The 22,368-nt window shown below is 62.3% G+C and carries 20 protein-coding genes; 11 read left to right on the top strand and 9 right to left on the bottom strand.

All coding sequences use genetic code 11. The features are described 5' to 3' along the window. Positions 1-39: 39 nt before the first annotated feature. Together H7225_RS15870 and H7225_RS15865 are read right to left on the bottom strand one after the other, a co-directional pair. Positions 40-684, bottom strand: coding sequence for a Crp/Fnr family transcriptional regulator (locus H7225_RS15870; protein WP_290663568.1), 645 nt, complete (start codon positions 682-684; stop codon positions 40-42). A gap of 1 nt (position 685) precedes the next feature. Next, positions 686-1,729, bottom strand: a complete 1,044-nt coding sequence (locus tag H7225_RS15865) for a type IV pilus twitching motility protein PilT (protein WP_290663565.1) — start codon at positions 1,727-1,729, stop codon at positions 686-688. Between the two features lie 36 nt (positions 1,730-1,765). Here H7225_RS15865 and H7225_RS15860 point away from each other — a divergent pair, with 36 nt between their 5' ends. The 4 genes from H7225_RS15860 to proC are packed head-to-tail and all read left to right on the top strand — an operon-like array spanning position 1,766 to position 5,789. Continuing rightward, a complete protein-coding gene (locus H7225_RS15860) occupies positions 1,766-2,452 on the top strand; it encodes a YggS family pyridoxal phosphate-dependent enzyme (protein ID WP_290663563.1) in 687 nt (228 codons plus the stop codon). Positions 2,453-2,487: 35 nt separating this feature from the next. Then, a complete protein-coding gene (locus H7225_RS15855; RefSeq protein WP_290663561.1) occupies positions 2,488-3,153 on the top strand; it encodes a response regulator transcription factor in 666 nt (221 codons plus the stop codon). Then, positions 3,150-4,958, top strand: a complete 1,809-nt coding sequence (locus tag H7225_RS15850) for an ATP-binding protein (protein WP_290663559.1) — start codon at positions 3,150-3,152, stop codon at positions 4,956-4,958. Before H7225_RS15855 ends, H7225_RS15850 begins: the two co-directional genes overlap by 4 nt. A 9-nt stretch (positions 4,959-4,967) precedes the next feature. Then, on the top strand, positions 4,968-5,789 hold the full coding sequence (gene proC, locus H7225_RS15845; RefSeq protein WP_290663557.1) for a pyrroline-5-carboxylate reductase: 822 nt from the start codon (positions 4,968-4,970) through the stop codon (positions 5,787-5,789). Between the two features lie 175 nt (positions 5,790-5,964). Here proC and ubiA read toward each other — a convergent pair whose 3' ends face one another. After that, complete coding sequence (gene ubiA / locus H7225_RS15840; RefSeq protein ID WP_290663555.1) at positions 5,965-6,882, bottom strand: 4-hydroxybenzoate octaprenyltransferase; 918 nt, start codon at positions 6,880-6,882, stop codon at positions 5,965-5,967. 57 nt (positions 6,883-6,939) lie between these two features. On the opposite strand from ubiA, the gene H7225_RS15835 reads away from it, so the two are divergent. Further along, on the top strand, positions 6,940-7,668 hold the full coding sequence (locus H7225_RS15835; protein WP_290663554.1) for a SapC family protein: 729 nt from the start codon (positions 6,940-6,942) through the stop codon (positions 7,666-7,668). Here H7225_RS15835 and H7225_RS15830 read toward each other — a convergent pair. From H7225_RS15830 to H7225_RS15820, 3 genes are read right to left on the bottom strand one after another with little or no spacing between them, the layout of a single operon-like run. Further along, positions 7,657-9,156: an efflux transporter outer membrane subunit gene (locus tag H7225_RS15830; RefSeq protein ID WP_290663552.1), complete on the bottom strand. Its 1,500-nt coding sequence runs from the start codon at positions 9,154-9,156 to the stop codon at positions 7,657-7,659. The two genes, H7225_RS15835 and H7225_RS15830, sit on opposite strands and share 12 nt — an antisense overlap. Next, positions 9,149-12,295, bottom strand: a complete 3,147-nt coding sequence (locus H7225_RS15825; RefSeq protein WP_290663550.1) for an efflux RND transporter permease subunit — start codon at positions 12,293-12,295, stop codon at positions 9,149-9,151. The genes H7225_RS15830 and H7225_RS15825 overlap by 8 nt, the downstream gene beginning before the upstream one ends. Positions 12,296-12,306: 11 nt before the next feature. After that, the gene (locus H7225_RS15820; protein WP_290663548.1) at positions 12,307-13,530 is read right to left on the bottom strand and encodes an efflux RND transporter periplasmic adaptor subunit; all 1,224 of its coding nucleotides are present in this window, start codon (positions 13,528-13,530) and stop codon (positions 12,307-12,309) included. A 156-nt stretch (positions 13,531-13,686) separates the two neighbouring features. Here H7225_RS15820 and H7225_RS15815 point away from each other — a divergent pair, with 156 nt between their 5' ends. Next, positions 13,687-14,388, top strand: a complete 702-nt coding sequence (locus H7225_RS15815) for a TetR family transcriptional regulator (RefSeq protein WP_290663546.1) — start codon at positions 13,687-13,689, stop codon at positions 14,386-14,388. Here the strand turns inward: H7225_RS15815 and H7225_RS15810 are convergent. From H7225_RS15810 to H7225_RS15800, 3 genes are read right to left on the bottom strand one after another with little or no spacing between them, the layout of a single operon-like run. After that, complete coding sequence (locus H7225_RS15810) at positions 14,274-14,948, bottom strand: histidine phosphatase family protein (protein ID WP_290663544.1); 675 nt, start codon at positions 14,946-14,948, stop codon at positions 14,274-14,276. The two genes, H7225_RS15815 and H7225_RS15810, sit on opposite strands and share 115 nt — an antisense overlap. 27 nt (positions 14,949-14,975) lie before the next feature. After that, positions 14,976-15,293, bottom strand: coding sequence for a DUF1840 domain-containing protein (locus H7225_RS15805; protein WP_290663542.1), 318 nt, complete (start codon positions 15,291-15,293; stop codon positions 14,976-14,978). Further along, complete coding sequence (locus H7225_RS15800) at positions 15,290-16,528, bottom strand: glycosyltransferase (protein ID WP_290663540.1); 1,239 nt, start codon at positions 16,526-16,528, stop codon at positions 15,290-15,292. Before H7225_RS15800 ends, H7225_RS15805 begins: the two co-directional genes overlap by 4 nt. A gap of 740 nt (positions 16,529-17,268) precedes the next feature. Here H7225_RS15800 and epsF point away from each other — a divergent pair. The 5 genes from epsF to H7225_RS15775 are packed head-to-tail and all read left to right on the top strand — an operon-like array spanning position 17,269 to position 22,319. Further along, on the top strand, positions 17,269-18,687 hold the full coding sequence (epsF, locus tag H7225_RS15795; RefSeq protein WP_290663538.1) for a chain length determinant protein EpsF: 1,419 nt from the start codon (positions 17,269-17,271) through the stop codon (positions 18,685-18,687). Positions 18,688-18,699: 12 nt separating this feature from the next. After that, positions 18,700-19,560: a polysaccharide biosynthesis tyrosine autokinase gene (locus tag H7225_RS15790; RefSeq protein WP_290663536.1), complete on the top strand. Its 861-nt coding sequence runs from the start codon at positions 18,700-18,702 to the stop codon at positions 19,558-19,560. A gap of 12 nt (positions 19,561-19,572) precedes the next feature. Further along, positions 19,573-20,706, top strand: coding sequence for a GDP-mannose 4,6-dehydratase (gene gmd / locus H7225_RS15785; protein ID WP_290663630.1), 1,134 nt, complete (start codon positions 19,573-19,575; stop codon positions 20,704-20,706). Positions 20,707-20,710: 4 nt separating this feature from the next. Then, positions 20,711-21,610 carry an exosortase B gene (gene xrtB / locus H7225_RS15780; protein WP_290663534.1) on the top strand — a complete coding sequence of 300 codons (900 nt, stop codon included), beginning with the start codon at positions 20,711-20,713 and terminating at the stop codon, positions 21,608-21,610. A 4-nt stretch (positions 21,611-21,614) separates the two neighbouring features. Then, positions 21,615-22,319 (top strand): exosortase C-terminal domain/associated protein EpsI, encoded by a 705-nt coding sequence (locus H7225_RS15775; RefSeq protein ID WP_290663532.1) that lies wholly within the window; start codon positions 21,615-21,617, stop codon positions 22,317-22,319. The last annotated feature ends 49 nt before the right edge of the window (positions 22,320-22,368 follow it).

The following is a 22,368-nucleotide window of genomic DNA, read 5'->3' as shown; positions in this document are numbered from 1 at the left end:
AATCCCGTTGAATGTTTTGGACTGTGGGTGGACTGTAGATCAACCGGCAGTCAGCAGGGCGCCCAAGCGGGCACTGAGCTGACGCATGCGCAACGACAGGCGGCGGGCCACGCCGGCCATCAACGCAAAGCCCAGGCGAGGCTCTTCGATGGCGAACTCGTCGAGCGCGCTGCGCGTGATGACGGCCAGGGAGCAGCGGCTGAGGGTTTGGCAGGACGCGAAACGCGCCCCGGCATCGAGCAAGGACATTTCACCCAAGACATCTCCTTCGCGCAGTTCGGCCAGGCGGGCTCGCTCGCCGGTGGGTTGCACGCGGTCAACCGCCACCAGGCCTTCGAGTATCACCAGGGCATAGTCGCCCTTTTCGTCCTGAGCAATCAACTCACGGCCGGCCGGAACCGTGACGAATTCGAGATGAGTGCGCAGTTTTTCGCACTCGGCCTCGCCCATCAGGCTGGTGAAGGTGTCGTCGGACCAGGCCTTGAGCAGCAAGGCCACGCCAGCCTGCGGGTCCAGCGCATGGGCCCCGACGGCCAGGGCGCGCGAGGTCCAGGCGGAAGCCGCCCGGGAGATTTCAGGGCGCTCCATGAACTGGGTGGAGAAGAAACCTTCGTCGTCGGCTTCGCGCTCTACGAGGGTGTCGCCAGGGCTCGTGCTTTTGAATCGATCCAGCAAACGTCTCATGTCAGCCCGGAAAATTCTCGGGCGACTTGGCCCTGGAGCGGGCTTCAGCGGGCGAGATGAGGTTGCGGCGCACGAGGTCAGTCAGGTTCTGATCCAGGGTCTGCATGCCGGCGTTGTTGCCGGTCTGGATGGCCGAGTACATCTGGGCGATCTTGTTCTCGCGGATCAGGTTGCGGATGGCGGCGTTGGCCACCATGATTTCGTGGGCGGCCACGCGGCCGGAGCCGTCTTTGAGCTTGCACAGCGATTGCGAGATCACCGCCACCAACGATTCAGACAACATGGCGCGGACCATGTCTTTTTCAGCCGCCGGGAAGACGTCAACCACGCGGTCGATGGTTTTGGCGGCGCTGGAGGTGTGCAGGGTGCCGAACACCAAGTGGCCGGTTTCAGCGGCGGTCAGGGCCAGGCGGATGGTTTCCAGGTCGCGCATTTCGCCCACGAGGATGCAGTCCGGATCTTCACGAAGCGCGGAGCGCAGCGCGTTCGAGAAGCTCATGGTGTGCGGCCCGACTTCGCGCTGGTTGATCAGGCACTTTTTGGATTCGTGCACGAATTCGATCGGGTCTTCGACCGTCAGGATGTGGCCGTATTCGGATTCGTTCAGGTGGTTGACCATGCCGGCCAGCGTGGTTGATTTGCCCGAACCGGTGGGGCCGGTGACCAGCACCAGGCCGCGTGGCTTGAGCGACAAGTCGGCAAAAATCTTGGGCGCGTTGAGCTGCTCCAGGGATAGGATCTTGGATGGGATGGTCCGGAACACGGCGCCGGCGCCCCGGTTCTGGTTGAAGGCGTTGACCCGAAAACGCGCCAGGCCCTGGATCTCGAACGAGAAATCGCACTCCAGCGTTTCTTCGTACATCTTGCGCTGGGCATCGTTCATGATGTCGTACACCATCTCGTGGACTTGCTTGTGGTCCAGCGCATCGACGTTGATGCGCCGCACATCGCCGTGCACCCGGATCATGGGGGGCAAACCCGCCGACAAGTGCAAGTCAGACGCTTTGTTCTTGACCGAGAAGGCGAGAAGTTGGGTGATATCCATGGATGATTGGGGCCGGGATTTCTTTGACAGACCATTATGGCGACGATCACCAACAAGCTACAACTCGTGCAAAGCCGGATAAAGCAGGCTTGTTCAAAAGTGAACCGTCCGGCCGATGGTGTCACATTGCTGGCCGTCAGCAAGACCTTCTCCGCAGCCGATGTGCGCGAGGCCTACCAGGCCGGACAGCACCGCTTTGGTGAAAACTACGTGCAAGAGGCCGTGGACAAGATGGCCGAGCTGGCCGACCTGCGCGCTCAAATTGAATGGCACCTGATCGGCCCGCTGCAGAGCAACAAGACCCGCGTGGTGGCCGAAAACTTCGACTGGGTGCACACCGTGGACCGACTGAAGATTGCCCAGCGCTTGAGCGAACAGCGGCCCGCGCACCTGCCCCCGCTGCAGGTGTGCATCCAGGTCAACACTAGCGGCGAAGCCAGCAAGAGCGGTGTCGACCTGGCCGAGGCCCTGGCCCTGGCCCAGGCCGTGGCCCAACTGCCTCACCTTCACTTGAGGGGGGTGATGGCCCTGCCAGCGCCCAGCAACGATGCATCCACCCAACACCAGGCGCTGAAAAAAATACGTGGGGTGTTTGATGATCTGCGTAATCACGGGTTAACACTGGATACTTTGTCGATGGGCATGAGCGCCGACCTCGAAATGGCCGTGGAACAAGGGTCAACCATGGTACGAATTGGGGCCGCTATCTTTGGACAAAGATGACGCCCCAGATAAGATCACGCCTTGAAGAAGGCGCCATGGATCACCAATCTCCGCATTACCTGTTAGTTGATGATCACAGCCTCATCCGTGAAGGGATGATGCACGCCATTCGCGGCCTGCAACCGCTGGCGCGCTTCTCTCAGGCCAACACCTGCCGCAGCGCGCTGTCGCACCTGGCCAACTCGGCCGCCGATCCGATCGACGCCGTGCTGCTGGACCTGGGCCTGCCCGACAGCAGTGGGGTAGACACCCTCAAGCACGTGCGCCAGGTGGCCACCACCCAGCGCATCGGCATCATCACCGGCAGCACCGACGCGCAGCTGGCGCTGGAGTGCATCCACCATGGCGCCTCGTGCTTCATCCCCAAGCTGGGTGAGCTGGATGGTTTCATGACGGCGCTGCAGGCCCTGGTCGAAGGGCGGCTGCACTTCCCCGCCGACCTGTTGTCCAGCCCGGCGGCCACCCTGCCCGATGCGCCAGACATGCTGCCCAGCATCAAGCTCACGCCACGTCAGAAAGACGTGCTGACCTGGATCACACGTGGTTGCTCCAACCCGGTGATCGCCACGGCCCTGGGCATCAGCCCCGAGACCGTCAAACTGCACGTGAGCGCGATCTTCCGGGCCTACAAGGTGCACAGCCGCACGCAGCTGGTGCTTCTGTGCTCACGCCAGGCACCTGTTGAGGAGCAGCTACCGTGAGTTGGTGGCGCGGCTCCATCCAGGGGCTCGCGCCCATCGAATCCCGCATTGACCTGCAATTGCTTCAAGACAGCTGGCGCATCACGCCCGGCTCGGTCTTGCCGCAGATCCCCGCCTTGCTGTTGCTGGTCTGGATGGTGAAGGACTCGCCCCTGTCGCGTTGGCATTGGGGCGCCCCCGCCGTCGGCCTGTTGATCGTTTGGGCCACCGTGGGCCTGATGGCCCGTCAGTTTCAACGCTTTGGCATCGCCGCCTCAGGCTACCGCACCTGGCGCGCCGCCCTGGTGGGCTGGCATCTGCTGCAAAGCGTGTTCTGGGGTTTGATGGGGGTGGCCTTGCTGAGCGTGGCCACCCCCAGCTGGAAGATGAGCCTGGTGGCGGCCGTGGTGGTGTATGGCTACACGCTGATGCTGGTGCTGGTGCACGACTGGATCGTCGGCTTTGTCGGCAGCTTCCCCCTGCTGTTGCTGGTCTGCGCACGCCTGCTGGCGGACCAAGAGGACAGTTCCGTCTACCTGGCCGCGGTGCTGATGCTGTCCATGATCACCTGCATGTTCATCTCCTCGGGCATCAGCCGGCGCTTGCGTGAAGGTGCCCTGCTGCGCCACGAAAACGCCGCGCTGGTGCTGCAGTTGCGCCACGAGATCAACCAGGTCACGCTGGCCAAGGCGCTGGCCGAAGGCGCCGACCGGCAAAAGAGCGATTTCTTCGCCGCCGCCAGCCACGACCTGCGCCAACCCCTGCACGTGATGATGCTGCTGACCAACGCCCTCACCCCCTGGGTGCCCAAGGCCGAAGGGCAGGATCTGCTGTCCAAGATCAGCACCTCGTTGCGCTCGCTGAGCACCTTGTTCGAGCGCATGTTCGACGTGGCCAGCATCGATGCCGAGCGGGTCGAGCACCAACCCCAGGCCCTGGCCTTGTCGACCCTGTACCGGCGCCTGGACCACGAGTTCGCGGTGCTGTGCCAACACAAAGGCCTGAGCTGGCAGGTGGACGCCACCGACGCGTGGGTGCAGGCCGATCCGCACCTCACCGAGCGCATCCTGCGCAACCTGCTCAACAACGCCGTGCGCTACACCCAGCAGGGGCAGGTGCGCTTGCGTGCCCGGGTGCGTGGGCGTTGGGTGCTTTGCCAGGTGTGGGACAGCGGCGTGGGCGTGGCCCCCGAGCACCGCGAACGCATTTTTGACGACTATTTTCAAGCGCACACCACGGCGCGCCGGTCAGGCGAAGGCCTCGGGCTGGGGCTGGCAGTGGTGCGGCGCTTGGCCCGGCTGGGGCGCGTGCAGGTGACGGTGCGGTCCAAGTTGGGACGTGGCTCCTGTTTTTCCTTGCGGCTGCCGCTGCGCGAAGCCATCGCCGCGCCAACGCCAAACTCGACGGGCACCAGTCAAGACGAACCCAAAGACGCCCAGCGACGCGGCGTGGTGGTGGTGATCGACGACGAGCCCCAGGTGCTGGACAGCATGGCACTGGTCCTGCGCCAGAACGGCTGGCAAGCCGCCACCGGACACACGCCCGACCTCGCGGTGGAAGCCGTGGCCGCGCTTCAGACCTCTGGCGAGATGCCCCTGGGCGACCTGCCCGTGGCCGTGATCAGCGACTACCGCCTGGGCCTGAGCATCACTGGACTGCAGGCCATTGCCCAGTTGCGCTACGAGTTTGGCGAAGACCTACCCGCCTTCCTGCTGACCGCCGACGCGACCGCCGATCTGGGCTCGCAGGCAGCCAATGTGGGCGTCACGCTGCTGCGCAAACCACTGAACCCCAGCGAGCTGATCCGCATCCTGGATGCGGCATGATCACACCTCATGAGCACTTCATCATTTGACATCGCATTCATCGGCGGCGGCAACATGGCCACCGCCATCATCGGAGGCCTGTTGCGGCAAGGCCGCGCGGCCAGCAGCATCCTGGTCATCGACCCCAGCGAGGACCAGCGGCTGCGCCTTCAGCAAACATTGGGCGTGAGCGCCCTGCCTTCGCCTGACGTGGCCCTGTCCAACGTGTCCACGGTGGTGTGGGCGGTGAAGCCGCAACAGTTCAAGGACGCGGCCGCCGCCTGCGGTGCGCACACGGCCCAAGCCTTGCACTACAGCGTGATGGCGGGCCTGCGCACTGGCGACATGGCGCGCCTGCTGGGCACTCCGCGCGTGGTGCGCGCCATGCCCAACACCCCGGCCTTGGTCGGGCAAGGCATGACCGGGTTGTTTGCCCGGCCAGAAGTCAGCGACCTTGAAAAGCAGGCCGTGCAGGACATGGTGGCGACCACGGGCCAGTGGCTGTGGGTGAAACAGGAAAGCGACCTGGACGCGGTGACGGCGCTGTCGGGCTCGGGCCCGGCCTATGTGTTTTATTTCATCGAGGCCATGGTGCAGGCGGCGGCGGACATGGGTTTGGACGACGAGCAGGGTCGCGCCTTGGCACTGGCCACTTTTGCGGGCGCCACGACTTTGGCGTCGCAGTCATCCGACGCGCCTTCGGTATTGCGCGAGCGGGTCACGTCCAAGGGCGGGACCACCTACGCGGCGCTGAGCAGCCTGGAGGCGAGTGGCGTCAAGGAGGCGTTCATCGCGGCCATGCGTGCTGCCCAGCAGCGGGCGGGTGAGTTGGGGGATGAGTTCGGGCGCTAGGGTTGGGCGGACTCACCAGGTTGTGAGCGTTTGATCGGTTCAGCGCGGGGCGCGGGCTGGGTCAGCATCCGTCGGGGCTTCAGCTTGGCGCCCCGCTGGTGGCGCAGCACGGCTCTTCATGGTGCCACGCCACCGACTCATCCCCGCCTCGCGCTCCCAGCCAAAGCCCACCCACTCAACCCGCCAACACACCGTCCAGCAGCAATCCGACGAACACCGTCAAACCCAGCCAGTGGTTCAGGCGAAAAGCCTTGAAGCAGCCCTCGCGCTCGCGGTGGCGGATCAACCAGCCATGCAACAAGGCCTGCAGCCCCGCCGCCGCCAAGCCCGCGAAATACCAGACGCCGCGCCCAGCCTCATGGCCCACCACGGCCCAGCAAACGATGCACAGCGCATAAAAACCCATCACCCCGATGACATCGAAGCGGCCCAGCGTGATGGCCGAGGTGCGGATGCCGATCTTGAGGTCATCGTTGCGATCAACCATGGCGTACTCGGTGTCGTAGGCGAGAACCCAGCCCAGGTTGCCCACCACCCACCACCAGGCCTGCGCCGGGATGTGATTGCCCACCGCCGCGTAGGCCATGGGGATGCCAAAGCTGAAGGCCACGCCCAGCACGGCCTGGGGCATGGACACGAAACGCTTGGTGAAGGGGTAGATCGCCGTGACGGCCAGCGCCGCGAAAGACATCGCGATGGTCAGCGCGTTGGTGGTCAGCACCAGGGCGAACGAGACCAGGGCCAGCACCGCACCCACGGCCAAAGCTTCTTTCACCGACAGTTGCCCGCTGGTCACGGGCCGCTGGGCGGTGCGTTGCACGTGGCGGTCGAAATCCTGGTCGGCCACGTCGTTGACGGCACAGCCTGCGCTGCGCATCAGGATGGTGCCCAGGGTGAACACCAGCAGCAGGTGCCACCCCGGAAAACCACCTGCGGCCAGCCACAGCGCCGCCAGCGTTGGCCACAAGAGCAGCAACCAGCCCTGCGGACGACTCCAACGGATCAGGTCCAGGTAAAGCGACAGTCGCGATCTGGGCAGGGGCAGGCTAGGGATGTTCACGGGTGGGGGATTGTCGCGACACTGGGCCGTCATTGAAACTGAACATAATCCATCATTGGATGATTTTTACCCCACCCAAAGGGACGTGCTGTGAAAACTTTGTTGATGTACGACAAGCTTGTGCCGGTCAACCGCGAACAACACCGCCAGTTGCGCGTCAAGGCCAGCGACAAGAAGCTGAACTTTGCGCGCGAAACCAATTCCGTGTTGCTGGCCGCGACCGAGCTGCCGCTGGCCGCGTTGGATTTTCCCTGTGTGTTCGTGGCCACAGGCGACCAGCACACCCTGGTGTCCGTGGTGGGCCTGCGTGACAAGGAAAACCTGCTGGTCGATGACCACGGCGCCTGGGACACGCACTGCTACGTGCCTGCCTTCATCCGCCGCTACCCCTTTGTGCTGGCCGAGCAACCCGGCAGCACGCAACTGACGGTGTGCGTGGACGAGGCCTTTGACGGCCTGAATGCCACCGACGGCGAGGCCCTGTTCGATGCCGACGGCCAGGACACGGCCTACCTGCAGCAACTGCAGAAGTTCTTGCTGGACTTTCACAACGACATGCAGCGCACCACAGCGTTTGCCAAGCGCCTGGTCGAGCTCGACCTGCTTGTGGACCGCAACATCGACTTCAAGCTAGCCGAGCAGCACATCACGCTGAACGGTTTCAAGGTGGTTGACGAAGACAAGCTGCACAAGCTGCCTCCGGACACCGTGCAGGAGTTGTTCAACAACGGCGCCCTGGGCTGGATCCACGCGCACTTGCTGTCATTGAACAACGTCAACAAGCTGGGCGCACGCCTGATCCGAAAGTTAACGAACTGAGGTTGGCTCGGGTGGCGTCCAGCCGCCCCCCAGCGCCTTGTACAGCGTGATGTGCGCCTGCTGGCGCGCCAGTTGCGCCGAGATCAAGGCCTGCTGCGAGGCGAACAGGCTGCGCTGTGCGTCCAGCAAATCCAGCTGGCTGGCCACGCCACTGCTGTAGCGCAAGGTGGCCAGGCGCAAGCGGGCCGCCTCGGCATCGGTCTGGTTTTGCTGGGCCTGGGCCTGGTCGGCAAAACTGCTGCGCGCTACCAGGGCATCGGCCACTTCACGGAAGGCGCTTTGCAGCGCTTTTTCGTACTGGGCCACGGCGATGTCACGCTTCACCTTGGAGCTTTCAACCAAGGCGATGTTTCGGCCAGTGTCAAAGATGGGCAGCACCACGCCAGGCGAGAAGCTCCAGGCACCGCGGCCATCGCTGAACAGGCCCGACAGTGAATCGCTGACCACCCCTGCGCTGGCCGTCAGGCTGATTCGCGGGAACAGGTTGGCACGGGCTGCGCCAATGTTGGCGTTGGCCGAGATGAGCTGTTGCTCGGCTTGCGCGATGTCGGGCCGCTTGAGCAAGGCCTCGGACGGCAGGCCCACGGGCAGCTCGCTCAAACCCGGCCACAAGGCGTCGCGCACCAGGGCGGACACGGCTTGCGGGTCTTCCATGGCGCTGGCGCTGGGCAGCACAGGGGCGGGTGGCAGCAGGTCGGTTGGCGCGGTCTCACCCAACAGCAGGTCGAGGGCGTTGGTGTCTTGGGCCAGCTGACGCTGCGCCTGCGCACGGCTGATGCGCGCCGCTTCCAGCACCGATTGCGTCGAACGCAAATCCAGCTCGTTGAGCACCCCGTTGTCGAACTTGAGCTGCTGCAGCTTCAGGGAGCCTTGGCGCGCCTGCAAGGTTTGCTCGGCCAAGGCGAGTTGCCAACGGTCGGCCCAGATGGCGTAATAGGTGCTGGCCACCGAAGCCACCAGGCTGATGTGCGCAGATTTGCGGGCTTCTTCCGTGGCGAACAGTTGCGCACTGGCCGCGGCGCTGAGCGCGCGCAAGCGGCCGAACAGGTCCAACTCGAAGGCGGTGATGGTGACGCCGCCCTGGGCCACCGTGGTGACCGGGTAAGGCGCGAGGGTCGAAGGCTGGCGCGTGCCCGTGATCGAGGCGTTCAGCGTGGGCAACTGGTCAGCACGCGTCACTTGGTACTGGGCCCGCACCTGCTCGATGTTGAGCACGGCCACGCGCAGGTCGCGGTTGTTGTCCAGCGACTTTCGGATCAGGCCTTGCAAGCGGGCATCCGGAAAGTAGGTGCTCCAAGGCAGCTCGGTCGCATGGGCCGCCGCGGCATCAGCCGCCAATGCCGAAGACGCCGCCAAGCCGGGCACCTGGGGCCAGTCGGTGGCCACGGGGGCATCGGGGCGCTTGTAGTCGGGTGTCAGCGAGCAGGCGCCCAGGGCCAGCATGGCCGCCACGGCCAGGGTGGATTTGACAGCAGTGAATTTAATCATGAGCGACGACCTCTGCCTCAGAGGCGTTGGGGGCCTTGGGGTGTTTGGGGCCCTTGTTGAGCCACGTCATCACCACCACGAAAAACACCGGCACGAAAAATACCGCCAGCACCGTGGCCGCGATCATGCCACTCATCACGCCGGTGCCGATGGCGCGCTGCGCGGCCGAACCGGCGCCGTTGGCCAGCACCAGGGGCAGCACGCCCAGGATGAAGGCCAGCGAAGTCATGATGATGGGGCGGAAACGCAGGTGACAGGCTTGCAAGGTGGCCTCGATCAGGCCCACACCCTGGTCGTGAAGCTCTTTGGCGAACTCGATGATCAGGATCGCGTTCTTGGCCGACAGGCCCATGATGGTGATCAAGCCGACCTTGAAGTACACGTCGTTGGGCAGGTCGCGGAACGACGCGCCCAACAAGGAGCCCAGCAAGCCCAGTGGCACCACCAGCAGCACGGCCAGCGGGATGGTCCAGCTTTCATACAAGGCCGCCAGGCACAGGAACACCGCCAGCAGCGAGAAGCCCAGCAGCAGGGTCGCTTGCGAGCCTGACAGCTTTTCTTCACGAGACAGGCCGGTCCACTCGATGCCGATGCCTTCGGGCAATTGCTTGGCCAAGGTTTCAATCTCTTCCATGGCCTGGCCGGTGCTGAAGCCCTTGCCCGCATCGCCCGAGATGCGCATGGCGGGGTAGCCGTTGTAGCGCAGCGCCTGCATCTGGCCGGTGATCCAGCGCGTGGTCGCGAACGACGACAGGGGCACGTTCTGGCCTTGCGAGTTGGTCACACTGAGCTGCAGGATCTGGTCGGCCTGCATGCGGTCCTTGGCCTCGGCCTGCACCACCACACGTTGCAGACGACCCTGGTTGGGGAAGTCGTTGATGTAGCTGGAACCCAAGGCCGTTGACAAGGTGGCGCTGATCGCGTCGAAGCCGATGCCCAGGGCATTGGCCTTGTCGCGGTCGATGTCGACCTGCAACTGGGGCGCGTCTTCCAGGCCATCGGGGCGAGCCCCAGTGACCTTGGCGTTCTGCGCCAGCATGCCCAACATCTGGTTGCGCGCGGCCAGCAAGGCGGCGGGGCCCAGGCCCGCGCGGTCTTGCAGGCGCAGCGAGAAGCCCGTGGCATTGCCCAGTTCGCGGATCGGCGGCGGATTGAGCGGGAAGATGAAGGCATCGCGGATGCCCATCAGCGCGCCGAAGCCCTTGCCCGCCAGGTCTTGCGCCGATTGCCCAGCGCCCTTGCGCTCGTCCCAATCCTTCAGGGTCACGAAAGCCAAGGCGGCGTTCTGGCCCGAGCCCGAGAAGCTGAAGCCCACCACACCGACCACCGACTGCACTTCCGGCTGCTTGAGGAAGTAGCTCTCAACCTGGGCAATCACGGTCTCGGTGCGGTTGGAGGTGGCCCCCGGCGGCAACTGCACGTTGACAATCAGGTTGCCCTGATCTTCGCTGGGCAGGAAGGACGTGGGCATGCGCACATACAACCAACCCACCACGCCGACGAGCACCGCGTACACGATCAGCATCCGGCCACCCCGCTTGACCAGCTTGGCGATCGAGCTTTCGTAGCCGTGCGTCGTCTCGGTGAAGCGGCGGTTGAACCAGCCGAAGAAACCGCGCTTTTCATGGTGCCCCTCAGGGATGGGCTTGAGCAAGGTAGCGCACAAGGCCGGCGTCAGCGACAAGGCCAGGAAGGCCGAGAACAGCATCGACGAGACCATCGACAGCGAGAACTGGCGGTAGGTGTTGCCAACCGAGCCGCTGAAGAAAGCCATGGGGATAAAGACCGCCACCAGCACCACCGTGATACCGACGATGGCGCCACTGATCTGGCCCATGGCCTTGCGCGTGGCCTCCAGTGGCGACAGCCCCTCTTGCGCCATCAGGCGTTCGACGTTCTCGACGACTACGATGGCATCGTCCACCAGGATGCCGATGGCCAGCACCATGCCGAACATGGTCAGCACGTTGATCGAGAACCCTGCCACCGCCATGACACCGAAGGTGCCCAGCAGCGCCACCGGCACCACCAGGGTCGGGATCAGCGTGTAGCGGAAGTTCTGCAGGAAGATGTACATCACCACGAACACCAGCGCCACGGCCTCGACCAGCGTTTCAACCACCTGGCTGATGGAGATCTTGACGAAGGCCGAGGTGTCGTAAGGGATGGAGAAATCCACGCCCTTGGGGAAGTACTGCTTGAGCTCGTTCATGCGCTTGCGCACGGCTTCGGCCGTTTGCAAGGCATTGCCGGTGGGCGACAGTTGCAGGCCGATCCCGCTGGCGGGCTTGCCGTTCAGGCGGGCATAGGTGCCGTAGGTTTGCGCCCCCAGCTCGATGCGGGCCACGTCGCGCATGCGCACCGCGGAGCCATTGGTCTTGGCGCGCAGCACGATGTTGCCAAACTGCTCAACGTTGGCCAACTGGCCGCTGACCACCACGGTGGCGGCCACCGTCTGCTCCACGATGTTGGGCCGATCGCCAATGCCGCCGGCGGGCACCAAGGCGTTCTGCGCCCTGATGGCGGCGTTGACGTCGGCGGCGGTCAGGCCGAAGGACACCAGCTTGGCCGGGTCTAACCAGATGCGCATGGCACGCTCGGTGCCAAACAGTTGCGCCTGGCCGATGCCGGGCACGCGTTGCAGCTCAGGGATGACGTTGCGCGAAGCGTAGTCACCCAGGAAGACCGGGTCCAGCTCCGGGTTGGTCGACGACAGCATCACGAACATCAAAAAGTTGCTGCGCGATTTGTCGACTTTCACGCCCTGTTGCGTCACGGCCGCCGGCAAGCGCGGCGAAGCGCGCGCGAGGCGGTTCTGCAGCTCAACCTGGGCCAGATCGATGTTCGTGCCGGGCTCGAAAGTCACGGTGATGGAGCCCGTGCCATTGGCCTGGCTCACCGATTCCATGTAGGCCAGGCCGGGCGCGCCATTGAGCTCTTGCTCGATGACGCTGACCACGCTGTCGTCCAGCGTCTTGGCCGAGGCACCGGGATACGTGGCGCTGATCACGATGGACGGCGGCGCCACCGTGGGGTATTGGGCGATGGGCAACTGGGTGATGGCCACGCCACCAAACACCAGGATGAACAAGGCGATCACCCACGCGAAGATGGGCCGGTCGATGAAGAAGCGAGACATGTCAGGCTCCTTCAGCGCGAAGCGGCTGCATCAGGCGCGGCGGCGGAGGCCGTGGCCGCCGGTCCAGACGCAGACACCGACACTGCCGCGGGCTGCCAGGGCACGGCCTTGACCTTTGCCTTGGGGTTCATCATCTTCTGGAAGCCATCGACCATGACTTGCTCGCCCGACTTCAGCCCGCCCAGCACCACCCACTGGTTACCCTTGGCGCCACCCAACTTGACCGGGCGGGGTTTGACCATGCCATCGGCGCCCACCACCATCACCGTGTCGCCCTGTGTGGAGCGGGTCACGGCCTGCTGGGGCAGCAAGATACCGCCATCGACCTGGGCTTGCTCAAGCCGCACACGCACATACAGGCCGGGCATCAAGGCGCCTTCGGGGTTGGGCAGCTCGGCACGCAGTGCGACCTGGCCCGAGGTGCTGTCCACGCTCAAGTCGGAGAACAGCAACTTGCCTGGCAGCGGGTACTCGGTGCCATCGTCCAACAGCACGCGCACGCTGGCGGCTTGCCCACCGGCGCGCTTGAGCTTGCCTTGCGCCATGGCCTGCTTGAGCTTGAGCACCTCGGCCGCCGATTGCGTGAAGTTAACGTACAGCAGATTGGTTTGCTGGATCAGCGCCAGTTGCGTGGCATCGCCCTGCCCGACCAGTGCCCCTTCGGTGACCAGTGCCCGGCCAATGCGGCCCGAGATGGGCGCGGTGACCGTGGCGTAACCCAGGTTGATGCGCGCGGTTTGCACGGCGGCCTTCGCGGCGGCCACGTCGGCTTGCGCCTGGCTTTGCGCCACTTGCGCGTTCAAAAATTCTTGCGGGCTGATGGCCTTGGCGGCCTGCAGCGGTTGATAGCGCCCCACCAAGGCCGACGTTTGATCCAAGTTGGCTTGCGCCTTGGCCTGAGACGCCATGGCGCTGTCAAGCACCGCCTTGAAACTGCTGGGCTCGATCTGGAACAGCACTTGCCCCGCCTTCACGTCAGAGCCTTCTACGAAGTTGCGCTGCTGCACGATGCCGGCCACGCGGGCACGGACCTGGGCAATGCGCGAGGACTCCAGGCGACCGGGCAACTCGGTGATGATGGGCACGGTTTGCGCTTGCACCGTGACCACACCCACTTGGGCCGGCGGCATGCCACCAACAGGTGCAGCGGCGGGCGCCGCCGCCTTGGGCCCGCAAGCGGCCAGCAATGAGGCGGCCAAGGCCAGCACGGCCCACGCGCTTGCGCGCTGAATCATTCCCTTGTCATGGCTCGCCATGGATCACCTCTTCAAAAAAATACTTGCCTGGTCAATCAATTTGGTAACTATACATACATTCTTGTATGTATAAAGTGAAATCGATCACAATCAAACACATTGGTTTGACTGACTTGATGAAACCGGACACCGCCCATGCGCCGCACCAAAGAAGACGCCCTGCAGACGCGCGAACAACTCCTCGATGCCGCGGAGCTTGTCTTTTCAGACAAAGGTGTGTCGCGGACATCCCTGCAAGACATTGCCCAAGCCGCTGGCATGACCCGTGGCGCCATTTACTGGCACTTCAAGGACAAGGCCGCTCTTTTTAACGCGATGATGGACAGGAGCACCTCGCCCATCGAAGAGACCATCGGCAGAGTAGGACAAGAAGCCACCCACGACCCGCTGACCCAGGTCCGCGCGGCCATGATGGATGCCTTGACCCGCATCGCCACCGAACCCCGCACGCGCCGAGTGATCGGCATCGCGGTCAACAAAGTCGAGTACGTGGACGAACTGAGTGATGTGCGCGCCCGCCATGTGAGGGTGCACCTTAACTGCCAGGCTCACCTTGAAAAGGCCCTGAAGCGCGCACAGAAGCTGGGGCTTGTGGCCCCCCAACCCAGCGCCCGGGTGATGACCGTGGGCTTGCAGGCACTGGTGGGCGGCCTGATCAACACCTGGATGCTGGACGACACACTCTTTCACCTGACCCGCACCGGGGCGCAGGCCATCGACCTTTATTTGTCCGGGCTCAAGGCCGCGTCGCCATCGCTGGTCTCGTCCAAGCCTGCTTCGCCGTCCAGGTGCCGGGTGTCGGCCCAGCCCAGCAGGCTGAAACCTTCGGGGCTGTAAAGCAGGCGGTTGATGCTGACGTTGCCGATGGTCCAGGTGCGCGGGGCCTGCAAAGGGATGTGGTTGGCGGCGCGGTAAAAACAATCCAGCACGCCACCATGGGCCACCAAGGCCACGGCCTGCCCGGGGTGCGAGCGGGCCAGTCGCTCGGCGGTGTCGATGCAGCGTTGGTAAAAAACCTGCAAGGTCTCGCCCGCTTCAGGGCCGTAGGTGGGATCGCGCTCGCGCCAGCGCCGGCCTTCGTCGGGCCACTGCAAGGCGACCTGGTTCTGGGTCATGCCCTCCAGGCGGCCAAAGTTGCGCTCACGCAAGCCCTGGTCCAACTGCAGCTCAAGGCCGGTGGCCCGCGCCACGGCTTGGCCGGTGTCGCGCGCACGCTGCAGGTCGCTCGCATAGATGGCATCCAAGCCTTCATCGGACAAAGCCAGCGCCAGACGCTCGGCCTGCCAGCGGCCATGCTCGTTCAAGGGGATGTCGGTGTGGCCCTGGATGCGCGACTCCAGGTTCCACGCGGTTTCGCCATGGCGAATGACCAGCAGGCGGGTGATGTGATCGCTCATGCCACCCATGATGCCCGAGTTGGCTGCTCAAACACCCCAGACGATGGGCTGCTGGGCCGCCTGCGCGGCTTCAATCATCTGGATGAGGGGCCAGGCGCGGAGGCGCAGGTCCACCGCAGTGGCATCCGGCGGCTCATCGTCATCGTCCTTCTTCGCGGCCGCGGACTCGTCTAAAGGCTCGTCGCCAGGCAAAGACTTGAGCGCGGTCAGTGCGGCCGGCATCTCTTGCGGCGTCAGGATGCCTTTTGGGTCGGCCGATTTGCCGATGTGTTTCAACAAGGCCTGCGCGTGCGCAGACAGCATCAACAGATCACCGGTGGCTTGAGATTTGAATTTGAATGTCATGGACTACCTCCAACTTCATTGTGCGCCCCAATGACAAAACCCCTGACGGGCTCATTCCGACGCAAGCCGTAGATCTCCATGGCCTGGATGAAAGACTCTGCGCTGCGCTCGATCACAAAACGTTGCTTAAAACAGGCCAGCGCATCACGCTTCATCTGAGCCCAGACCGCCGGATCGGATTGCACCCAACGGTCCAGCAGGCGCTGGGTGCCGGGCAGGTCGTCGGAGTCCACCAGCCCGGCACCGGCTTGCTGTACCTCTCGCCAGATGTTGACCTGGTTGGAGATCAGCACCGGCACTGAACAAGCCAGCGCCTCGGCCACGGCAATGCCAAAGTTCTCTTGGTGCGAGGGCAGGATGAAGGCCTCGGCACTGTGAAACGCACCCCACTTGAGGTCGCCCGACACCATGCCGGTCCAGGTGATGTGGCGACCCAGCCCCAGCGAGCTGGCCAAGGCTTTCATCTCCACGCCATAGGCGTCATTGGCGGGACCGGCCATGACGATGTGCAAGTCTCTGGCCTGATCAACGGGCAAGCGCTTGAGCAAAGCCGCAAAGGCTTTCAGCAACAGGTCTGGCCCCTTCTTGACGTGGACACGGCCCAGGAACAGCAAGCAACGCTTGCCCTCCAAATGTGGAAATTGTTCAAGGAACACCCGGCGTTGAAACTCGGGATCACCCACGGGCGCACTGGTGCCGTAGTTCACCACGTACTCGTCGCACTTGTAGAGCCAGAAGGATTGACGGGCCAGGCGCCGCTCATCTTCGCAAGTGAACAACACGGCCGTGGCATCGCGCAACACCCGGTATTCGGCCCAGGGCCAGTACAACCATTTCTTCAAGTGCTTGAGCGGGTAGGTTCGTTTGAACCAGGGGTCCAGCATGCCGTGCGTGTAGACGAAGTACGGCGTGGGCGTGCTTTGCAGCGCACGCCAGACCGCAAAAGAGTGGTACTCCCAGATGCCGTTGACGATGACGACATCGTAGTTGCTGCGGTTCTGGCGCAACCAGGGCACCAACTTGGCCGAGTAGCGGTAACCGCCCTTTGAGGGCCCCATGGCGTGGCATTTGATCGGGCAGTTCTTTACCCAGGGGCTGCCCGGATCGTCAAGCGAGACCACCTCCACCGTGTGGCCCTGCTGTTGGTTGACCGCCGACAGTTGCTTGACACCTTCAATGGGCCCCCCGCCAACAGGATTGACCGATGAAATGCAATGGAGGATGCGAAATGACATGAAGCAAAGGCCTGTTGTTAGCGATGTGAAACGCGCTCAATGAAGCCGGCCTTGGCGTAGCTTTCCCGGGCACAGTCAGGGCAGACCTTGGCCACGGGTTGCGTGCCAGCGTGCTCGCAAAGGTAGCTTTCAAACTTCAGCCAATGTCCATCCTGCGCCCCAATGCGGTGGCACTGGGTACAGACGGGCAAGGGGCCTGCAAATGCGTTCGGAGGTCGAGCGTTGGCCCCAAGCGCCGCTCGCGCGTAGTGAAAGCCCACCACCACACACCCGAAAAAAATAAGTCGATGCAAGGCATTCCAGTAGACAACCCACCACCTTGCGTAGTGATGCCCAGCGCCCACATCAGCCGCAATCCACACCAGCGTGCACAGAAGGGCCGACATGCAACCACCCTTCACGCCAAAAAAAAGCACGCTCAACACAAGGGGGATGGCATACAGGGCGAATACCGACAGCTCGTAGCCAGTGAGGTAATCAACCCAACCACACAGCGCGATGGCGACAAAAACCACCACAAGCGCACCTCCGCGGAATGAGTGATCAGGAGCAAACGAGGTGGGTCTAATTGCCATGGAAGCCGAGCGTACGCATTGACTGTGACAACACGGTGATGCGGCAAACATCCTCAGTGACTAGTACTGGAAGAACTGTCACAAAAAATTTCTACACTGCGCTCGGACCACTCTGAATGACCAACATGCCGCATGCCATCTCTCTTGTGCTCATTGGAGCAAGCAATGACATTTGAGCAAATTTTTGCCATCCTGAAAGCCCGCTGGATCATCGCCTTGAGCGTCTTCCTGGTGGTGTTGGGTGCCGTCACGGCCAAGACCTTGCTCAAGGCCAAGGATTACACCGCTGAAGGCTCAGTGATCGTTGACATCAAGTCACCCGATCCGATTGCCGGCATGGTGCTGTCGGGCGCCGCTTCACCAAGCTATCTGATGACGCAAATCGATGTGATGACCAGTCAACGGGTGGCGTTGAAAGTGGTGTCAGATTTGAAGCTCTATGAAATCTCTTCTCTGCGTGAGAAGTGGATGCAATCAACCCAAGGCGTGGGGGACTTCAAAGGCTGGCTGGCGGATCTGTTTCGCCATTCACTGGAAGTGCATCCATCGCGCGGCTCCAACGTGATCAACGTGGCCTTCACCGGCGCTGACCCTCTGTTCGCGGCCACCATCACCAACGCTTTCATCAAGGCCTACCTTGATGTCAACCAGCAGCTGCGCACCGAGCCCGCCAAGCAATACACCCGCTTCTTCAACAACAACGGCAAGCACTTGCGCGAAGACTTTGAAATCGCGCAGGGCAAACTGTCGAAGTTCCAGCAAGACCAGGGGCTGGTGGTCACGGACGAACGCCTGGACGTTGAAATGGCCCGACTGAATGAGCTGTCCAGCCAACAAGTGCAGATGCAAGCGGCCGTGGCCGATTCAGGCAGCCGGCAAGCCGCCGTCAATGCGCAAGGTGATAAAACACAAGACGTGATGATGAACCCGCTTGTCAGCACGCTTAAAAGCAATCTGACTCAGCAAGAAAACCAGTTGCAACTGCTCACCACCAAGCTCGGCGATGAACACCCCCAAGTGAAAGAGTTGAGCAACAGCATTGCCGACATGCGCAAGAAGCTTGAGACTGAAGTGCAACGCGTCAGCAAAAGCTTTGGCATCAGCAACTCGGTCAACGTCTCCAGAGAAAGCCAGGTCCGCATTGCGCTGGAAGCACAACGCCAAAAAGTGCTGCAGATGAAAGCCGTGCGCGACCAGGCCGCCATGCTGCAGCGCGATGTCGACAACGCCCAACGTGTTTATGAAAACGTGGTGCTTCGCCAGAACACCACCAACCTGGAAAGCCAAGCCTTTCTGGACAATGTGGCCGCCCTTGAATACGCGACGGCACCCTCCGTTCCTTCAGGCCCACGGGTTGTCAACAACATTGGCCTGGGCGCGCTGGCGGGCACCGTGCTGGCCTTGATGGCCGCGCTTCTGATGGAGCGCAAGGACAGGCGTCTGCGCACGTTCAACGAGATTGAAACGCTCACGAATCTACCGGCCGTGGGATTGATCCCCGCCTTCAAGAGCCGAAAGAAGGCCACGGAGTTGCCTCGCCGACTGCACCTGCCCCACGCCGGCCTCAAGGCCTTGGGCCGATAAGGAGTGCACACCATGAATGCACCTGAACGCGACGTCAAAGTGGACGCCTCACTTGGCGACATCCTGCGCACCACCAAAGGGCTCACGGCCAACCAGGTCAAACAAGCCCTGGATTACCAACATGAGCACAAGGTCCGCTTTGGCGATGCCATTGTGGCCCTGGGCTTGGCGCGGCCGGAAGACATTGTCTGGGCCTTGTCACAGCAATTTCACTATCCCTACACCCCGACCAAAGAGCAAGCCCTCAACGAAGAGTTGGTGGTGGCCAACGACCCCTTCAGCGAAGAGGTTGAGGCCTTCCGTGATTTGCGATCACAACTTTTGATGTCGGTGATGAGTGGCCAGACCACCCGCAGCGCCCTGGCATTGGTCAGCCCCGACGTGGGTGATGGCAAGTCCTTCATCGCGGCCAACCTGGCGGTGGCGTTCAGCCAACTGCCTGGCCGCACCTTGTTGATCGACGCCGACTTGCGCGCTGCCCGCCTTCACAAGCTGTTCGGGGTAGAGGCCGGATCTGGGTTGACCAGCATCCTTGCGGGTCGCGCTGAAGCCAACGTCATCAAGCCTGTGGGCCACCTGCCCAATCTGTACTTGCTGCCCGCCGGCGTGGATGCGCCCAACCCTGTCGAACTGTTGCAACAATCGGCGTTTAGCCTCTTGCTGTGCGATCTGCAAGAGAAGTTTGACTACGTGCTGGTCGACACCCCCGCAGCCTCGCATGGGTCTGACGCGCGAATCATTGCCACGCACTGCGGATCAGCGCTGGTGATCGGGCGCAAGAACCGAAGCTCTGCACCCCATTTGCAAAAACTGGTGAAGCAGCTGACCAAGGGCTCGGTCAAGCTCGCTGGCGTTTTGATGAATGAGTTTTAACTGATGTACACCATGCCCCAAAAACGAGTTGCATTGATCACCGGAGTGACCGGCCAGGACGGCGCTTACCTCGCCGAATTCTTGTTGAAGAAAGGCTATGAGGTCCACGGCATCAAGCGCCGCTCCAGCCTGTTCAACACCGATCGGATCGATCACCTGTACCAGGATCCGCACGTTGACAACCGCAACTTCATCCTGCACTACGGTGACCTGACCGACAGCACCAGCCTGGTCCGCATCATGCAAAAGGTGCAGCCTGACGAGGTTTACAACCTGGCCGCTCAGAGCCACGTGGCCGTGAGCTTTGAAGAGCCCGAGTACACGGCCAATGCCGATGGCATCGGCGCCTTGCGCTTGCTGGAGGCGATTCGAATTTTGGGCTTGGAGAAGAAGACGCGCTTTTACCAGGCCTCGACCTCCGAGCTGTATGGCCTGGTGCAAGAAACTCCGCAGAAAGAAACCACGCCTTTCTACCCACGCAGCCCTTACGCCGTGGCCAAGCTGTATGCCTACTGGATCACGGTGAACTACCGCGAGGCCTATGGCATGTATGCCTGCAACGGCATCTTGTTCAACCACGAAAGCCCGGTGCGCGGCGAGACCTTCGTGACGCGCAAGATCACGCGGGCCATCAGCCGCATCGCGCTGGGGTTGCAAAGCTGCGTTTACCTGGGCAACATGAGCGCGCTGCGCGACTGGGGCCACGCCCGTGACTACGTCGAGATGCAATGGCTGATGTTGCAGCAAGAGGTGGCCGAGGACTTTGTCATCGCCACTGGCGTGCAGTACAGCGTGCGGCAGTTCGTGGAGCAATCGGCCGCTGAACTGGGCGTGCGCCTGGCCTTTGAAGGCCAAGGCGACCAAGAGGTGGGCTATGTGGTTGCGGTTGAACCGGTCAACGGCGAACAACTGGCTTGCTGCAAGGTGGGCGATGTGATCGTCAAGGTGGACCCACGCTACTACCGGCCCACCGAGGTTGAAACACTGCTGGGCGATCCAAGCAAAGCTCAGCAAAAACTGGGCTGGACACCGGTGACCACGTTTGAGCAACTGGTGCGCGAAATGGTGATCAGCGACTACACCTCGGCCAAGCGTGACAACCTCGTCAAGTCAGCGGGATACCAGGCTTATGACTACCACGAGTAATTCCATGGTCGCTGGCGCGGCAGAGCCATCGTCATCCAAACCCTGGTTGCCGCTGCCCACCGACATCGTGGTTTTAAGCATTGGCCTGCTGGCCATGTTTTCATTGACTTTGCAAGACCTGTTTCGAGACAACGAAGCTGGCTTGTGGGCCAAAGATGCCCACAGCCACGGCCCGATCATGCTGGCAGTGGCCATGTGGCTGCTGACCACCCGCTGGCGTGAGTTCAAAGGGACGACAGGCCCCGCCACCGGCAGCATGCTGGCATGGCCTGTGTTTGCCATCGGCAGCGCTTTTTATGTGCTGGGTCGCGCACTGGGCATCATCTACTTCGAGGTGTTCGCCTTCATCCCCATGATGGCTGGCATGGTGCTGCTGTCAGGGGGCACACCACTGCTCAGCAAGCTCAAATTTCCGCTATTTTTTCTGATCTTCATGGTGCCCATTCCGGGCTTTGTGCTTGACCCGTTCAGCCAATTCATCAAGCTGTACATCTCCACGGCCGTCACCAACATTCTTTGGTTCTTCGGGTACCCCATCTCGCACACAGGCGTGGTCATCAACATTGGCCCCTATCAACTGCTGGTGGCCGATGCCTGCGCTGGCATGCGCACTTTGTTCATGCTTGAAGCCATGGGCATCTTCTACCTGAATGTGGCACGGCATTCGTCGGCCATGCGCAATGTCACGCTGGGCTTGCTGATCGTGCCCATCTCGTTCACCTCAAACATGATGAGGGTGATCTTCCTGGCGCTGCTGACCTACCACTTTGGTGATGAAGTTGGTCAAGGCTTTTTGCACGGCTTCGCGGGCGCCGTCTTGTTCCTGGTGGGACTGGGACTGATCACTTCGCTGGATGCTTTGCTTCGCTGGATCTCGTCCCCCTTTGCAAAACCTCAGGAGTGATCAGATGTTGTTCAAACAGTCTCAGATCAGGACAAACCTGCTGGTCTTCGCCCTGATTTTAATGTTGGGATCGGTGGCCTTGGCTGAGATGGTCAAGCCCCGAAAGTACTGGGCTGATGTCATCGGCGAGCCCCACTACAGCACCCTGATTCCGCATCAGTTTGGCGACTGGCAAGCCATCCCCAATGGCGGCAAGGCCATGGTCAATCCAGTGCAGGAGGAAAACCTCATGCGCCTGTACAGCGAGACCTTTGCACGATCCTATGTGAATACACGAACCAAGCGCATCATCATGCTGTCGATCGCGTACGGACGAGACCAGTCCAACGACACCCAACTGCACACGCCTGAAGCCTGTTACCCATCGCAAGGGTTCAGGGTTGAAAGCCGGACCGAGCACACCGTGGCCTCCAAATTTGGCCCGCTTGAATCAGTTCGCTTGATGACCACCATGGGCACACGACGCACCGAACCGTTGACCTTCTTCGTTCGCGTCGGCGACGAGGTGGCCCGAGGCTCGCGGGACCGCAATCTGGCTCGCATCAAGATGGCCTTCAAGGGCTACCGTGTGGATGGCATGTTGTTTCGCGTGTCTGAGGTGACCAAACGGGATGGCGCCTACGAGTTGCAAGATCAATTCATCAGCGATCTGTTGAGTGCGCTGAGCCCAGAGGGGCGCCGACGCGTCATTGGAAGCGTTGGCACCTGACATGAGCCCTTTGATTCGGCGGGTCGTGGCCGCTTTGGGGGCCAATGCT

This window comes from Aquabacterium sp. (genome assembly GCF_014378415.1).
In the GTDB taxonomy this organism is placed as follows: Bacteria; Pseudomonadota; Gammaproteobacteria; order Burkholderiales; family Burkholderiaceae_C; genus Aquabacterium.
Note: the sequence above shows the minus strand (reverse complement) of the source record. Positions and strands in the feature narration are given on the sequence as shown.

What these genes read in the sequence shown, in the direction of transcription:
- H7225_RS15870 (WP_290663568.1), bottom strand. Translation starts at nt 684, where the DNA reads ATGAGACGTTTGCTGGATCGATTCAAAAGCACGAGCCCTGGCGACACC.
- H7225_RS15865 (WP_290663565.1), bottom strand. Translation starts at nt 1,729, where the DNA reads ATGGATATCACCCAACTTCTCGCCTTCTCGGTCAAGAACAAAGCGTCT.
- H7225_RS15860 (WP_290663563.1), top strand. Translation starts at nt 1,766, where the DNA reads ATGGCGACGATCACCAACAAGCTACAACTCGTGCAAAGCCGGATAAAG.
- H7225_RS15855 (WP_290663561.1), top strand. Translation starts at nt 2,488, where the DNA reads ATGGATCACCAATCTCCGCATTACCTGTTAGTTGATGATCACAGCCTC.
- proC (WP_290663557.1), top strand. Translation starts at nt 4,968, where the DNA reads ATGAGCACTTCATCATTTGACATCGCATTCATCGGCGGCGGCAACATG.
- ubiA (WP_290663555.1), bottom strand. Translation starts at nt 6,882, where the DNA reads ATGACGGCCCAGTGTCGCGACAATCCCCCACCCGTGAACATCCCTAGC.
- H7225_RS15830 (WP_290663552.1), bottom strand. Translation starts at nt 9,156, where the DNA reads ATGATTAAATTCACTGCTGTCAAATCCACCCTGGCCGTGGCGGCCATG.
- H7225_RS15825 (WP_290663550.1), bottom strand. Translation starts at nt 12,295, where the DNA reads ATGTCTCGCTTCTTCATCGACCGGCCCATCTTCGCGTGGGTGATCGCC.
- H7225_RS15820 (WP_290663548.1), bottom strand. Translation starts at nt 13,530, where the DNA reads ATGATTCAGCGCGCAAGCGCGTGGGCCGTGCTGGCCTTGGCCGCCTCA.
- H7225_RS15815 (WP_290663546.1), top strand. Translation starts at nt 13,687, where the DNA reads ATGCGCCGCACCAAAGAAGACGCCCTGCAGACGCGCGAACAACTCCTC.
- H7225_RS15810 (WP_290663544.1), bottom strand. Translation starts at nt 14,948, where the DNA reads ATGAGCGATCACATCACCCGCCTGCTGGTCATTCGCCATGGCGAAACC.
- H7225_RS15805 (WP_290663542.1), bottom strand. Translation starts at nt 15,293, where the DNA reads ATGACATTCAAATTCAAATCTCAAGCCACCGGTGATCTGTTGATGCTG.
- H7225_RS15800 (WP_290663540.1), bottom strand. Translation starts at nt 16,528, where the DNA reads ATGTCATTTCGCATCCTCCATTGCATTTCATCGGTCAATCCTGTTGGC.
- epsF (WP_290663538.1), top strand. Translation starts at nt 17,269, where the DNA reads ATGACATTTGAGCAAATTTTTGCCATCCTGAAAGCCCGCTGGATCATC.
- H7225_RS15790 (WP_290663536.1), top strand. Translation starts at nt 18,700, where the DNA reads ATGAATGCACCTGAACGCGACGTCAAAGTGGACGCCTCACTTGGCGAC.
- gmd (WP_290663630.1), top strand. Translation starts at nt 19,573, where the DNA reads ATGCCCCAAAAACGAGTTGCATTGATCACCGGAGTGACCGGCCAGGAC.
- xrtB (WP_290663534.1), top strand. Translation starts at nt 20,711, where the DNA reads ATGGTCGCTGGCGCGGCAGAGCCATCGTCATCCAAACCCTGGTTGCCG.
- H7225_RS15775 (WP_290663532.1), top strand. Translation starts at nt 21,615, where the DNA reads ATGTTGTTCAAACAGTCTCAGATCAGGACAAACCTGCTGGTCTTCGCC.